Origin of the sequence: Palleronia sediminis, from assembly GCF_004358695.1 — a bacterium.
GTDB lineage: Bacteria > Pseudomonadota > Alphaproteobacteria > Rhodobacterales > Rhodobacteraceae > Palleronia > Palleronia sediminis.
The window spans coordinates 37,596-50,221 of record NZ_SNAA01000003.1; the positions used below are offsets into that span (position 1 = coordinate 37,596).

Genomic DNA, 12,626 nt, shown 5'->3' on the forward strand with positions numbered 1-12,626 from the left:
GTCTAGCTTGGCCTTCAGAGAGAGGTGAAAGATGGACAAGGACCCCGCGATCAACGTGCTCGGCGGCGCGCTGCAACCCTGCTCGATAGAGCCGCAGACAGGGTTTTTCCGGGACGGATCGTGCAATACCTGCGCCGAGGACCGGGGCAGCCATACGGTCTGCGCCGTGATGACGGCCGAGTTCCTGGCCCTGTCGAAATACCTGGGGAACGACCTGTCGACACCCCGGCCCGAATACGCGTTCCCCGGCCTGAAACCGGGCGACCGGTGGTGTCTATGTGCGGGCCGGTTCCTGCAGGCGCATGGCGAAGGGGCCGCGCCGATGGTGGACCTGGCCGCCACCCATGCGCGCGCTCTCGATATCGTGCCGATCGGCGTGCTGCACGACCGCGCCTTGCCCGACCCCGACAGCGACCTGCCATGAGGCGCGCGCTGGCGCTTTGCCTTGCGGTCGCGGGGCCGGTCGCGGCGGCGCCCGCGCTCGACCCGGCGGACCTGTCGCGGCTTGACCGGTTCGACGAGGCGGCGGGCGAGGGGCTGCTCGCGGCCCTGTCAGGGGGGGCGCAGGGCGATCTGGCCCTGCTGACCGAGGCGCTGTCGGGCCGGGCGGGGCCGCCTGCGCCGTCGGGCGACTGGTCCTGCCGCACGATCCGGCTGGGCGGGGTGGCGCCGCTTGCCGTGTTCGCGCCCTTTGCGTGCCGCATCGAGATCACCGGCCCGACCGAATGGCGGTTCGAAAAGCTCACCGGATCGGAACGGAGCCGCGGCGTCATCGCCCTGACCGAAGGCCGGGCGATCTATCGCGGGGCAGGGTTCACCGGCGACGCGCCGGCGGGCGATTACGCGGATCTGCCCGAAGGGCTCGGCCTGTCGGCGCCGGGCGAGACCCACCGGCAGGTGGCCGTGTTCGAGCAGACCGGGCCCGATGCCGCGCGGCTGATGTTCCCGTTCCCCGTGCCGGGCGCGACCTTTGACATCCTGTACCTGACGCGGTGAGTCGCGCGCTCAGCCGATCTCGACCCCGAGCGCCTTGGCCACGGTAAAGATATCCTTGTCGCCGCGCCCGCACATATTCATGCAGATCAGGTGATCGGAGGGCAGGTCGGGCGCGATCTTCATCACGTGGGCCAGTGCGTGGGAGGGCTCGAGCGCGGGGATGATCCCCTCCATCTCGCAGCACAGCTGGAACGCGTCGAGCGCCTCGCGGTCGGTGATCGAGACGTATTCCGCGCGCCCCACATCCTTGAGCCACGCATGTTCCGGCCCGATACCCGGATAGTCGAGCCCGGCCGAGATCGAGAACCCCTCGAGGATCTGACCGTCATCGTCCTGCAGCAGGTAGGTGCGGTTGCCATGCAGCACGCCCGGCCGCCCGCCGGTGAGCGAGGCGCAATGCTCCATCCGGTCGTCGACGCCCTTGCCGCCGGCCTCGACCCCGATGATGCGCACGTCCTTGTCGTCGAGAAAGGGATGGAACAGCCCCATCGCGTTCGACCCGCCCCCGATGGCCGCGATCAGCGTGTCGGGCAGGCGTCCCTCGGCGGCCTGCATCTGCTCGCGTACCTCCTTGCCGATGATCGACTGGAAATCGCGCACCATGGCCGGATAGGGGTGCGGCCCGGCCACCGTCCCGATGCAGTAGAACGTATCGCGGATATTCGTGACCCAGTCGCGCAGCGCGTCGTTCATCGCATCCTTGAGCGTGCCGCGTCCGCTGGTCACGGGCACGACCTCGGCCCCGAGGAGGCGCATGCGGAACACGTTGGGCGCCTGCCGCTCGACGTCGTGGGCGCCCATGTAGACGACGCATTTCAGCCCGAACTTGGCGCAGACGGTCGCCGTGGCGACGCCGTGCTGGCCCGCGCCCGTCTCGGCGATGATGCGTTCCTTGCCCATCCGCCGCGCCAGCAGGATCTGACCCAGCACGTTGTTGATCTTGTGCGCGCCGGTATGGTTCAGCTCGTCGCGCTTCATGTAGATCTTTGCGCCGCCCAGCCGGTCGGTCAGGCGCGCGGCATGGTAAAGCGGCGAGGGCCGGCCGACATAATGGGTCCAGAGGTCGTGCATCTCGTCCCAGAAGCGCTGGTCGGTCTTGGCGCGCTCGTATTCCGCCTCGAGCCGCAGGATCAGCGGCATCAGCGTTTCCGACACGAACCGGCCGCCGTAATTGCCGAACCGGCCCTTTTCGTCGGGGCCGGACATGAACGAATTGAGCAGATCCTCGGGCATCGGTTCACCTTTCGGGGGATGGCGGGGTGGCTGTCGGTCTATCGGCGGCGCAGCCGCTCGGCAAGGCGGGCGCGGCGCTGGGCGATGCGGCGTTTGATCCTGCGGAACCGGCGTCGGGACCGGATCGCCACCGCCGAGGCGCCGGGGCGCAGCGCCGGAATGTCGAGCGCCAGCAGCAGCAGCCCCAGCGGCACCATCCAGATCCCCATGAGCGGAAGGAAGCTGAACAATCCCATGATGATCAGCGCGATGGCGAGCGGCAGCCGCAGCCGGGCCAGCCGCCCGAACCTCAGCGAGCGGATCGCGCGCTGCGCCGGGGGGACGGCGTGGCCCATCGCCTCGAACTGGCGGTCGAGCCGCTTGCCGGACCGCTCGCGCCGGGCCTCGCGCTCTTCGTCGGTCACGGCTGCCGCCCCGGACGGGGCGCGGGGGATGCGGCGCGCAAAGTCATGTGTAGCGACGTAACCCCGCGCGTGGCCTGTGCAAGCCGTCGGATCAGCCCGCCGCCCCGGCGGGCTGGGCGGCGTTCGCGGCATCGGCGAACGCGCGCATGAGATCGCCGCTTTTGACGCCCGGTGCCGTTTCGATGCCCGAGGACACGTCGACCTGCCGCGCCCCGGTCAGGCGCAGGGCTTCGGCGACATTGCCGGGCGTCAGCCCGCCCGCCAACATCCACGGCTTGCGCCAGGACCGCCCCGCGATCAGCCGCCAGTCGAACGCGATGCCGTTGCCGCCGGGCAGGTCGGCCCCCTTGGGCGGCTTGGCGTCGACGAGGATCTGGTCGGCCACCGCCTCGAACGCGTCGAGCGCGGCGAGATCGTCGCGCGTGGCGACTCCGACGGCCTTCATCACGGGCAGGCCGCAGCGGTCGCGCAGCGCGGCCACGCGCTCGGGCGTTTCGCGCCCGTGAAGCTGGAGCATGTCGAGCCCCACCGCGTCGGTCAGCGCGTCGAGCGTCGCATCATCCGCGTTCACGGTAAGCGCCACCCGCGCAATGCCCGGCGGGACCGCCTGCGACAGGGCGGCGGCCGTGGCGAGGTCGAGATGCCGGGGCGAGGGCGCGTAGAACACGAAGCCGAGGTACCCCGCACCGGCGAGGATCGCGGCGGGCACGTCGGCGGGATCGGTCAGGCCGCAGAACTTGATGCGGACGGTCACGCGCGGCCGGTGCCGCTGTCATCCAGGAGCGCGAGGACGTCGTCGCCCGATCCGCGTCGCTCGGTCTTCATCTGGTCGACCTCGCGCTTGAGATCCTCGCGCCGGCGGCGTTCGGTGCGCACGGCGGCGCGGTGCTTGTGCTCGCGCAGGTATTCCCAGAGGAAACCGATCAGCAGCCCGACCAGCACGGCGCCCAGCAGGACGACGAACATCGGCAGCGTCACGGTCCAGGTAAGCCCCAGGAAACCCGCCATCGCCTCGGGCAGGACGCGCAGCGTCACGAGCTGCGCATTGGCGAGCGCCAGCACGACGAGGCAGACCGCCACGATCGCCAGCAGGATGATCTTGATAATACGCATGGGCGCGCTCACTCCTCGTTCAGACGGTCCCTCAGGGCCTTTCCGGCCTTGAAGAAGGGAACGTGCTTTTCCTCGACCTCGACGGATTCGCCGGTGCGCGGATTGCGCCCGGTCCGCGCGTCGCGCCGCTTTACCGAAAACGCCCCGAACCCGCGAAGTTCCACGCGGTTTCCGTTGGCCATCGCCTCGGTGATCTCTTCGAAGACGGTGTTCACGATACGCTCCACATCGCGTTGGTACAGATGCGGATTCTCGTCGGCAATCTTCTGGATCAGTTCGGATCTTATCATCGAAGCTGTCTTCCGCCCATCGCTCACATGACGGTGAAGTATAGGGCGCTTCGGCGTCTCGGGGAACCGGAACCTGATTATTCCACGGATTTTCCGCGGCAATCCGCGGGCTTCGATGAAACGGGGCCCCGCGCGATGCTGCACGGGGCCCCGGTCGTCTTCGATAAGGGTGTGAACCCTCAGTCGTCGTCGCGGTTCAGCGCCGCGCCGAGGATGTCGCCCAGCGACGCCCCCGAATCGGACGAACCGTACTGCTCGACCGCCTCTTTCTCTTCGGCGATCTCGCGGGCCTTGATCGACAGGCCGAGGCGGCGCGACTTCGGATCGACATTGGTCACGCGCACGTCGACCTTGTTGCCGACCTGGAACCGCTCGGGGCGCTGTTCGGCCCGGTCGCGGCTGAGGTCCGAGCGCCGGATGAAGGACTTGGCGCCCTCGTACTCGACCTCGATGCCGCCATCCTCGATCGCCGTCACCTCGACGGTGATGATCGAGCCGCGGCTGACGCCCGAGACGACCTCGTTGAAGCTGTCATCCATGGCCTTGATCGAGAGCGAGATCCGCTCTTTCTCGACATCCACCTCGGTGACGACGGCATGCACCGTGTCGCCCTTCTGGAAGTTCTGGATCGCGTCCTCGCCGCGCTCGTCCCACGAGATGTCCGACAGGTGAACCATGCCGTCGATATCCTGGTCGAGCCCGATGAACAGGCCGAACTCGGTGATGTTCTTGACGTCGCCCTCGACGCGGGTGCCCGGCGGGTGGCTTTCGGCGAAAAGCTCCCAGGGGTTGCGCATGGTCTGCTTGAGACCCAGCGACACGCGGCGTTTCTGGCTGTCGATTTCCAGCACCATCACTTCGACCTCCTGCGAGGTCGAGACGATCTTGCCGGGGTGGACGTTCTTCTTGGTCCAGCTCATTTCCGAGACGTGGACGAGCCCCTCGACACCCGGCTCGAGCTCGACGAAGGCACCGTAATCGGTGATGTTCGTCACGCGGCCCGAATGGACCGAACCCAGCGGGAACTTGGCCTCGACGGCATCCCACGGATCGTCCTGGAGCTGCTTCATGCCCAGGCTGATACGGTGGGTTTCCTTGTTGATCTTGATGACCTGCACCTTGATCGTCTCGCCGATATTCACGATCTCGGAGGGGTGGTTCACCCGGCGCCATGCCATGTCGGTGACGTGCAGAAGCCCGTCCACACCGCCCAGGTCGACGAAGGCACCGTATTCGGTGATGTTCTTGACCACGCCGTCGACGGCCTGCCCCTCTTCGAGGTTGGCGATGACCTCGGCGCGCTGTTCGGCGCGCGACTCCTCGAGGATGGCGCGGCGCGAGACCACGATATTGCCGCGACGGCGATCCATCTTGAGGATCTGGAACGGCTGCTTGAGACCCATCAGCGGGCCGGCATCGCGCACCGGGCGCACATCGACCTGCGAGCCGGGCAGGAAGGCCACGGCGCCGCCGAGATCGACGGTGAACCCGCCCTTGACGCGGCCGAAGATCGCGCCGTCGACGCGGTTCTCGTCGGCATAGGCCTTTTCGAGACGGTCCCACGCGGCTTCGCGGCGGGCCATCTCGTGGCTGATGACGGCTTCGCCGCGGGCGTTCTCGACCTGGCGGAGGTACACCTCGACCTCGTCGCCGACATTGATTTCGGGGGCTTCGCCGGGCTGGGCGAATTCCTTGAGATCGACGCGGCCTTCCATCTTGTAGCCGACGTCGATGATGGCCTGTCCGGCCTCGATCGCCAGGACACGTCCGCGGACCACGGAGCCTTCGTCGGGCGTGTCGATCTCGAAGCTTTCGTTGAGGAGGGCTTCGAATTCCTCCATTGATGCGTTTTGAGCCATTAGGTCTCGGGTTTCCTTTTCACGTCTTTGCTGGCCGCGCGGTTGTCTCCGCGGGTCTCGGAGTTTGGTCATTCAAGCGGGCGGCCGGGATGCGAAAAAGGGCCGGTGCGTGACCGGCCCTGCCCCGTCCGGGACTGTTCCGCCCCTTCGACGCCCGCGCGTATAGGCGGCGCGGGCCGGTTTGGCAAGGGCGCGGGGCCGCCCGCTCAGGCGCGGTGCGTGCCCTCGGCGAGGCTGCGCACGAAGGCCAGCACCTCTTCGACGGGCTTGCCGCTGGCATTCTCGGCGACGATGGCCGAGCCCACGACGCAGCCGTCGCCGATGGCCGCGAACTCGGCCGCGGCCTCGGGAGTGCGGATGCCGAACCCGACGACGACCGGCAGGCCCGAGGCCGCGCGGATACGCTCCACCTCGGGGCCGATCTCGGCCGATTGCGCGGTCGCGGCACCGGTGATGCCCGTGATCGAGACGTAATAGACGAAACCCGAGGTGTTCGCGAGAACCGCGGGCAGGCGTTCGTCGTCGGTGGTCGGCGTGGCGAGACGGATGAAGTCGATGCCATGCGCGCGCGCGGGCAGGCAAAGCTCTTCATCTTCCTCGGGCGGCAGGTCCACGACGATCAGCCCGTCGATCCCGGCCTCGGCCGCCTCGGAGAGGAACCGCTCCACCCCGCGGGCATAGATCGGGTTGTAATAGCCCATCAGCACGATCGGGGTCTCGTCGTCGTGCCGGCGGAAATCGCGCACCATCGACAGCGTGCCGGCCAGCGTCTGGCCCGCCTCGAGCGCGCGCTGCCCGGCAAGCTGGATCGTCGGGCCGTCGGCCATCGGGTCGGTAAAGGGCATGCCCAGCTCGATCACGTCGACGCCCGCCTCGGGCAGCCCGACCATCAGCGCGGCCGAGCGCGCCGGGTCGGGATCGCCCGCCATGATATAGGCCACGAACGCCTTTCTGCCTTCCTCGCCCAGCCGGGCGAACCGCTTCTCGATCCGGCTCACGCGCACCTCCCTGCTTGCGATGTCGCGGGGCCCGCGCCCCGGCGCAGGTCTGACCGTTCGGGGGGAATTGTGCAATGGCGGGTGCGCTCCTATCTATCGGGCCATGAACTATGTACTCGCACTTTTCCTGCCGCCGCTGTCGATCCTCCTGCTCGGCCGCATCATCCTGTCTCTCGTGGTCTTCGTGATCTGGGTGCCCGCGATCATCTTTTCGGGCGGCCTGACCCATCCGATGTTCATCGTGCTGGCCTGGATCCTGATCTACCAGGATCACGCGGACCGTCGCGGCCGCCCCTGAGGCCCGCGCGGCTTGTGTCCCGCGGGCCGCACCCCTAAGAGGCCCGCGTACCCCCGAGCGGAGATGTCCCGATGGGCTTCAGAATGGGCATTGTCGGCCTTCCCAATGTTGGCAAATCCACCTTGTTCAACGCGCTGACGCGGACCGCCGCGGCGCAGGCGGCGAACTTTCCCTTCTGCACGATCGAGCCCAATGTGGGCGAGGTCGCGGTGCCCGACCGCCGGCTCGACCGCCTGGCCGAGATCGCCGGATCGCGGCAGGTCGTGCCCACGCGGATGACCTTTGTCGATATCGCCGGGCTGGTCAAAGGCGCCTCGCGGGGCGAGGGGCTGGGAAACCAGTTTCTCGCGAATATCCGCGAATGCGACGCCATCGCCCATGTGCTGCGCTGCTTCGAGGATGGCGACGTCACCCATGTCGAGGGGCGGGTCGATCCGGTCGCCGATGCGCAGACCATCGAGACCGAGCTGATGCTCGCCGACCTGGATTCGGTCGAGCGGCGGCTGGCCAACCTCTCGCGCAAGGTGCGCGGCGGCGACAAGGAGGCGCTCCAGCAGGAGCGGCTGCTGAAGGACGCGCAGGCCGCGCTGGAAGAGGGGCGCCCGGCGCGCGTCGTGCAGATCGCCGAAGAGGACATGCGCGCGTGGCGGATGCTCCAGCTTCTGACCGCCAAGCCGGTGCTTTTCGTGTGCAACGTGGCCGAGGACGAGGCCGCGACCGGCAATGCCCAGTCCGAACGCGTGCGCGAGATGGCGGCGGGGCAGGGCGCGGGAACGGTGGTGATCTCGGCCCGGATCGAGGAAGAGATCGCCCAGCTTGCCGGCGACGAGGCCGAGGAGTTCCTGACCGAGTTGGGCCTGGGCGAGCCGGGGCTCGACCGCCTCATCAAGGCGGGCTACGCGCTTTTGGGGTTGCAGACCTATTTCACCGTGGGCCCGAAAGAGGCGCGGGCCTGGACCGTGCCGCAGGGGGTGAAGGCCCCGCAGGCCGCGGGGGTCATCCACGGCGATTTCGAACGCGGATTCATCCGGGCCGAAACGATCGCCTATGACGATTTCGTCGCGCTGAACGGCGAGGCAGGGGCCAAGGAAGCCGGCAAGATGCGGGTCGAGGGCAAGGCCTACGAGGTGCAGGACGGCGACGTGATGCACTTCCTCTTCAACGCCTGACCCCGCGCCGCGTAACGCATTCTTACCTTCTTTCTCCGATTATTCGCAGAATATCTTTCTCCGATTATTCGCAGAATAATCGTGTTCAGGCGGTGTCGCGCAGCCAATCGGCCGCCAGTGCCAGGTCGCCACGGAAATCGCGTGTCGCCGCCGCCTTGGCCTGCTCGTTGGGCACCCGCAACAGGTAGGACGGGTGCAGCGTCAGCAAGACCGGCGTGCCGTCCCCCGTCGCCTCGAAGGTGCCGCGCCGTTTCATGATGCCCTCGGCCCGGCCGGTCAGCGCGCCCGCCGCCGTCGCCCCCATTGCGAGGATCAGCCGCGGGCGGATCAGTTCACGCTCGGCGTCGAGCCACCAGCGACAGGCGCTGACTTCGCCGGCATCGGGTTTCTGGTGGATGCGCCGCTTGCCGCGCGGCGTGAACTTGAAGTGCTTGACCGCATTCGTGACAAAGGCGCGCGACCTGTCGAGCCCCGCCTCCTCGGCGATCCTGTCGAAAAGCTGCCCTGCCGGGCCGACAAAGGGGCGGCCGGCCAGATCCTCCTGATCGCCGGGCTGCTCGCCCACCACCATGAGCGGCGCGTCGCGCGGCCCTTCGCCCATCACGACCTGCGTCGCATCGCGATAAAGCGCGCAGCGCTCGCAGCCGGCAGCCTGCCGGTGCAGTGCATCCAGATCGTCGGCGGGGGGCGGGGTCTGCTGGTCCATCCTGAGCCTTTCGGTGATCCGCGCCGCGCGGGCCGGCGCCAGTGTCGGTGCGGCGGCCTGCATCCGGCGCGCGCGTTCCTCGGCGGTGGCGATCATGTCGGGAATGGCCGCGGCCTCTGGCAGGTTCTTCCAGTACTTGCGCGGCATCTCGGCCTGCATCGCCTTAACCTTCAGGCGCGCGGGGTTGAAAATGTTCCGAAAATAGGTGGTCCAGAGCTCTTCGGTGGCATCATCGGGCAAGGGCGGGCGCGATTGCCCGTCCTCGAACGCGATCTCGCCCCCCGTGAACCGCAGGGTCAGGTCGGGCGTGACGATGATCCAGTCCATGTCGCCGAACCGGCGCGCGAAAAAGGGTGCCAGCGGCTCGGCGATGAAATGCGCGGGCTCGAACCACGCGGCAAAGCGGCGCCGGGGGCCTGACGCGTCGATTTCGCGAAACCTCAGGAACGCCTTCATCTTGTGCTTGTCGCGCCTGACCGATTTCTCCATCTCGCGCAGTCGCGACAGCGCGGGGTCGGCGGTGTCGGTCATGCGCGCACGGCTCTCGCGCAGCCGCCAGAGCAGCGCGTAGAGTCGCGCGAACCGTTCCGGGTCGGAATGCCAGCAGACGGTTTCCGCCAGTTCGACGAAACTCTTCGGCACTGTCATGGCGCCGCCCGCGGGCATCGGCTCTGGCGGCTCGGCAAAGAGATCCGCTGCCCGGTCGCCGCGATGCCACAGGACACGGTCGGGCGGGATGTCCTGCGCCAGCAGTCCCCGCGCCGCGTCACGCCAGGCACGGGCGGTATCGCGGGTGGGCAGCGCGACGGTCGGCATCAGAACAGGGCCAGTTGCTCGGGCGGGGGCGCGAACCGCGCGCGCAGATCGGCGCTGTCGGTCAGGGCGCCGGGCGTCCAGCCGCGCAGCACGACAAAGGCGCGGGCCTTTTTCATCGACGCGCCCATGCGAACGAGATCCTCGTAGCTGAGCGTGCGGTGGCGCCGCGTCGTGAGGATGCGGTTCACCGTCTTTACGCCGAAGCCCGGCACGCGAAGCAGCATCTCGCGGCTCGCGCGGTTCACGTCGACGGGGAATTGGGCGCGGTTGGTCAGCGCCCAGGCCAGCTTGGGGTCGATGGCGAGGTCGAGATTGCCGTCCCGCGTGGCGCCGGTGATCTCGTCCAGCGCAAAGCCGTAGAACCGCAGAAGCCAGTCCGCCTGGTAGAGCCGATGCTCCCGCTCGAGCGGCGGGCGGATCAGCGGCAGCTTGTCGGTCGCGTCGGGAATAGGCGAAAAGGCCGAGTAATAGACCCGTTTCAGCCCGTATGAGCCGTATAGCCGGGTCGACTGGTGCAGGATGGTGGCGTCATCGGCCCCGTCCGCGCCCACGATCATTTGGGTCGACTGGCCCGCGGGCGCGAATCGCGGCGGGCGCTTGCCGGTATGGGACCGGTCGCCGGCATATTCCTTGCGCAGGCGGACATCGGCCATCGCGCGGCGGATGGTGGCCGGGTTCTTTTCCGGGGCAAAGGCAGCGACGCTGGCATCGGTCGGCAACTCGACATTGATCGACAGCCGGTCGGCATGCAGCCCGGCGGCCTCGATCAGCGCGGGGTCGGCGTCGGGGATCGTCTTGAGGTGGATGTAGCCGCGGAAGTTATGCTCCTGCCGCAGCTTGCGCGCGATCTCGACCATCTCGCCCATGGTCTCGTCGGGCGATTTGACGATGCCCGAAGACAGGAACAGCCCCTCGATATAGTTGCGCCGGTAGAATTCGAGCGTCAGCGTCACGACCTCGTCCACGGTGAACCGCGCGCGGCGCACGTTCGAGCTGACCCGGTTCACGCAGTAGGCGCAGTCGTAGATGCAGAAATTCGTCAGCAGGATCTTGAGGAGGCTGATGCACCGCCCGTCGGGCGCATAGGCATGGCAGATGCCCGAACCTTCGGTCGAGCCCAGCCCGTCGCCCTTGCGCGAATGGCGCCGCGACGTGCCCGACGACGCGCAGGAGGCATCGTATTTCGCCGCGTCCGACAGGATCGCGAGCTTTTCCTGGAGGGGAGGCTTGCTCATCCGTTTATGATACGTTCCGCGACGTCGCCCGCCAAGGGGGTGCGACAGTATCGCCGCATCCGTCCCGGCGGGGGCGTGCTCAGTCCGCCCAGGGGCCGTGATGGTCGCGCCCCTCGTCGTCCAGCCGGGCAAAGCCGTGTCGCCCGAAATAGTCGCGTTGCCCCTGGATCATGTCGGCGGTGCCGCGCGCGCGGCGCATCTGGTCGAAATAGCCCAGCGCCGCGGCATGGGCGCTGACCGCATGGCCCGATCGCATGGCGGCCACGGTCAGGCGGCGCAGCGCGGGCAGGGCCCGTTCGATCCGGTCGGCGAAGGCCGGTGCGCGCAACAGCGGCGTGCCGGGCGCGTCGCCCAGAGCGGCGGCCATTTCGTCGAGCATCGCAGACCGGATGATGCAGCCCGCGCGCCAGACCTCGGCGATGGCGGGCAACGGCAGATCCCAGCCAAAGGTCTCGGATGCCTCGCGCAGCATCTCGAACCCCTGCGCGTAGCACAGGATCTTGCCCGCGATCATGGCCTGTTCGAGCGTCGCCTCGTCGATATCGCCGAGCGGTTCGACCGCGCCGCCGAACCGCGTCTCGACCCGTTCGCGTTCGTCCTTGAGCGCCGAGATGTTGCGCGCCGAGACGGCGGCCTCGATCACCGGAATCGGCGCGCCGAGATGGTGCGCCTCGATCGCGGTCCAGCGCCCCGTGCCCTTCTGACCGGCGGTATCCTCGATCACCGACAGCAGCGGTCGCCCGGTGCGCGTGTCGACGGCCTCGGATACCCGCGCGCTGATCTCGACCAGATAGCTTTGCAGCGGGCCGTCGTTCCAGCGATCGAAGAGCGCCCCGATCCGGTCGTAGTCATGGCCCATCCCGTCGCGCAGCAACCCGTAGGTCTCGGCGATGATCTGCATGTCGGCATATTCGATCCCGTTATGCACCGCCTTGACGAAATGCCCCGCCCCGTCGGGGCCCATCCATGTCGCGCAGGGCTGGCCGTCATGACGCGCGGCGATGGCCTCGAGGATGTGTTTCACACGGTCCCATGCCTCGGGCGTGCCGCCGCCCATGATCGAGGGCCCGTGCCGCGCCCCGTCCTCGCCGCCCGAGACGCCGATGCCGAGAAACGCCTCGCCCGCCGCCTTTGCGGCTTCGGCGCGGCGGCGCGTGTCGTGGAAATCCGCGTTGCCCGCGTCGATGACCATGTCGGGCTTGTCCATGAGCGGGCGCAGCGTCTCGATCTGCGCGTCGACGATCCTGCCCGCGGGCACCATCAGGATGACGGCGCGCGGCTCGGACAGGGCGGCGACGAGTTCCTCGTGGCTTTCCGTCGTCACGATGTTGTCGGCCAGATCGCCCGCCCCGGCCTTGAACGCACGCGTGACCTCGGCGGTGCGGTTGTAGACCGCCACGCGGAACCCCTTTTCCGCGATATTCAGGGCAAGGGCCGCGCCCATCGTGCCCAACCCGATCAGCCCGATATCGGCCTTTTCCATGCTCATTGCCCTCTGGATCCGTTTCG

Annotated in this window: 14 protein-coding genes; 4 read left to right on the forward strand and 10 right to left on the reverse strand. The window is 68.2% G+C overall.

What is annotated here, in order from left to right; all coding sequences use genetic code 11:
* The first annotated feature begins 31 nt into the window (after positions 1-31).
* Complete coding sequence (locus E2L08_RS03835) at positions 32-424, forward strand: DUF2237 family protein (RefSeq protein ID WP_133395743.1); 393 nt, start codon at positions 32-34, stop codon at positions 422-424.
* Positions 421-996: a DUF4893 domain-containing protein gene (locus tag E2L08_RS03840; protein ID WP_133395744.1), complete on the forward strand. Its 576-nt coding sequence runs from the start codon at positions 421-423 to the stop codon at positions 994-996. The genes E2L08_RS03835 and E2L08_RS03840 overlap by 4 nt, the downstream gene beginning before the upstream one ends.
* A 9-nt stretch (positions 997-1,005) precedes the next feature.
* Here E2L08_RS03840 and trpB read toward each other — a convergent pair whose 3' ends face one another.
* The 7 genes from trpB to trpA form a co-directional block, all read right to left on the reverse strand.
* Positions 1,006-2,229 (reverse strand): tryptophan synthase subunit beta, encoded by a 1,224-nt coding sequence (gene trpB, locus E2L08_RS03845; protein ID WP_133395745.1) that lies wholly within the window; start codon positions 2,227-2,229, stop codon positions 1,006-1,008.
* A gap of 38 nt (positions 2,230-2,267) precedes the next feature.
* A complete protein-coding gene (locus tag E2L08_RS03850; RefSeq protein WP_133395746.1) occupies positions 2,268-2,633 on the reverse strand; it encodes a tryptophan synthase subunit beta in 366 nt (121 codons plus the stop codon).
* Positions 2,634-2,724: 91 nt separating this feature from the next.
* Positions 2,725-3,387, reverse strand: coding sequence for a phosphoribosylanthranilate isomerase (locus E2L08_RS03855; RefSeq protein WP_133395747.1), 663 nt, complete (start codon positions 3,385-3,387; stop codon positions 2,725-2,727).
* The gene (locus tag E2L08_RS03860) at positions 3,384-3,746 is read right to left on the reverse strand and encodes a lipopolysaccharide assembly protein LapA domain-containing protein (RefSeq protein WP_133395748.1); all 363 of its coding nucleotides are present in this window, start codon (positions 3,744-3,746) and stop codon (positions 3,384-3,386) included. The genes E2L08_RS03855 and E2L08_RS03860 overlap by 4 nt, the downstream gene beginning before the upstream one ends.
* Before the next feature lie 8 nt (positions 3,747-3,754).
* On the reverse strand, positions 3,755-4,036 hold the full coding sequence (gene ihfB / locus E2L08_RS03865; RefSeq protein WP_133395749.1) for an integration host factor subunit beta: 282 nt from the start codon (positions 4,034-4,036) through the stop codon (positions 3,755-3,757).
* Positions 4,037-4,215: 179 nt separating this feature from the next.
* Positions 4,216-5,967 carry a 30S ribosomal protein S1 gene (rpsA, locus tag E2L08_RS03870; protein WP_276321518.1) on the reverse strand — a complete coding sequence of 584 codons (1,752 nt, stop codon included), beginning with the start codon at positions 5,965-5,967 and terminating at the stop codon, positions 4,216-4,218.
* Between the two features lie 134 nt (positions 5,968-6,101).
* Positions 6,102-6,893, reverse strand: a complete 792-nt coding sequence (gene trpA, locus E2L08_RS03875) for a tryptophan synthase subunit alpha (protein WP_133395751.1) — start codon at positions 6,891-6,893, stop codon at positions 6,102-6,104.
* Between the two features lie 103 nt (positions 6,894-6,996).
* Between trpA and E2L08_RS03880 the strand changes: the two genes are divergently transcribed.
* Entirely contained in the window at positions 6,997-7,191 is a 195-nt protein-coding gene (locus E2L08_RS03880) for a hypothetical protein (RefSeq protein WP_133395752.1), read from the forward strand.
* A gap of 71 nt (positions 7,192-7,262) precedes the next feature.
* Positions 7,263-8,360, forward strand: a complete 1,098-nt coding sequence (gene ychF, locus E2L08_RS03885) for a redox-regulated ATPase YchF (protein ID WP_133395753.1) — start codon at positions 7,263-7,265, stop codon at positions 8,358-8,360.
* Positions 8,361-8,445: 85 nt separating this feature from the next.
* Here ychF and E2L08_RS03890 read toward each other — a convergent pair whose 3' ends face one another.
* The 3 genes from E2L08_RS03890 to gnd form a co-directional block, all read right to left on the reverse strand.
* Complete coding sequence (locus tag E2L08_RS03890; RefSeq protein ID WP_133395754.1) at positions 8,446-9,882, reverse strand: UdgX family uracil-DNA binding protein; 1,437 nt, start codon at positions 9,880-9,882, stop codon at positions 8,446-8,448.
* On the reverse strand, positions 9,882-11,117 hold the full coding sequence (locus E2L08_RS03895) for a putative DNA modification/repair radical SAM protein (RefSeq protein ID WP_133395755.1): 1,236 nt from the start codon (positions 11,115-11,117) through the stop codon (positions 9,882-9,884). Before E2L08_RS03895 ends, E2L08_RS03890 begins: the two co-directional genes overlap by 1 nt.
* 79 nt (positions 11,118-11,196) lie before the next feature.
* On the reverse strand, positions 11,197-12,600 hold the full coding sequence (gene gnd / locus E2L08_RS03900) for an NADP-dependent phosphogluconate dehydrogenase (RefSeq protein ID WP_133395942.1): 1,404 nt from the start codon (positions 12,598-12,600) through the stop codon (positions 11,197-11,199).
* Between the last annotated feature and the right edge of the window lie 26 nt (positions 12,601-12,626).

Bases quoted from the DNA above. Each gene is read 5' to 3' on its own strand.
- E2L08_RS03835 (WP_133395743.1), top strand. From the start codon at position 32: ATGGACAAGGACCCCGCGATCAACGTGCTCGGCGGCGCGCTGCAACCC.
- E2L08_RS03840 (WP_133395744.1), top strand. From the start codon at position 421: ATGAGGCGCGCGCTGGCGCTTTGCCTTGCGGTCGCGGGGCCGGTCGCG.
- trpB (WP_133395745.1), bottom strand. From the start codon at position 2,229: ATGCCCGAGGATCTGCTCAATTCGTTCATGTCCGGCCCCGACGAAAAG.
- E2L08_RS03860 (WP_133395748.1), bottom strand. From the start codon at position 3,746: ATGCGTATTATCAAGATCATCCTGCTGGCGATCGTGGCGGTCTGCCTC.
- ihfB (WP_133395749.1), bottom strand. From the start codon at position 4,036: ATGATAAGATCCGAACTGATCCAGAAGATTGCCGACGAGAATCCGCAT.
- rpsA (WP_276321518.1), bottom strand. From the start codon at position 5,967: ATGACCAAACTCCGAGACCCGCGGAGACAACCGCGCGGCCAGCAAAGA.
- E2L08_RS03880 (WP_133395752.1), top strand. From the start codon at position 6,997: ATGAACTATGTACTCGCACTTTTCCTGCCGCCGCTGTCGATCCTCCTG.
- ychF (WP_133395753.1), top strand. From the start codon at position 7,263: ATGGGCTTCAGAATGGGCATTGTCGGCCTTCCCAATGTTGGCAAATCC.
- E2L08_RS03890 (WP_133395754.1), bottom strand. From the start codon at position 9,882: ATGCCGACCGTCGCGCTGCCCACCCGCGATACCGCCCGTGCCTGGCGT.
- E2L08_RS03895 (WP_133395755.1), bottom strand. From the start codon at position 11,117: ATGAGCAAGCCTCCCCTCCAGGAAAAGCTCGCGATCCTGTCGGACGCG.
- gnd (WP_133395942.1), bottom strand. From the start codon at position 12,600: ATGGAAAAGGCCGATATCGGGCTGATCGGGTTGGGCACGATGGGCGCG.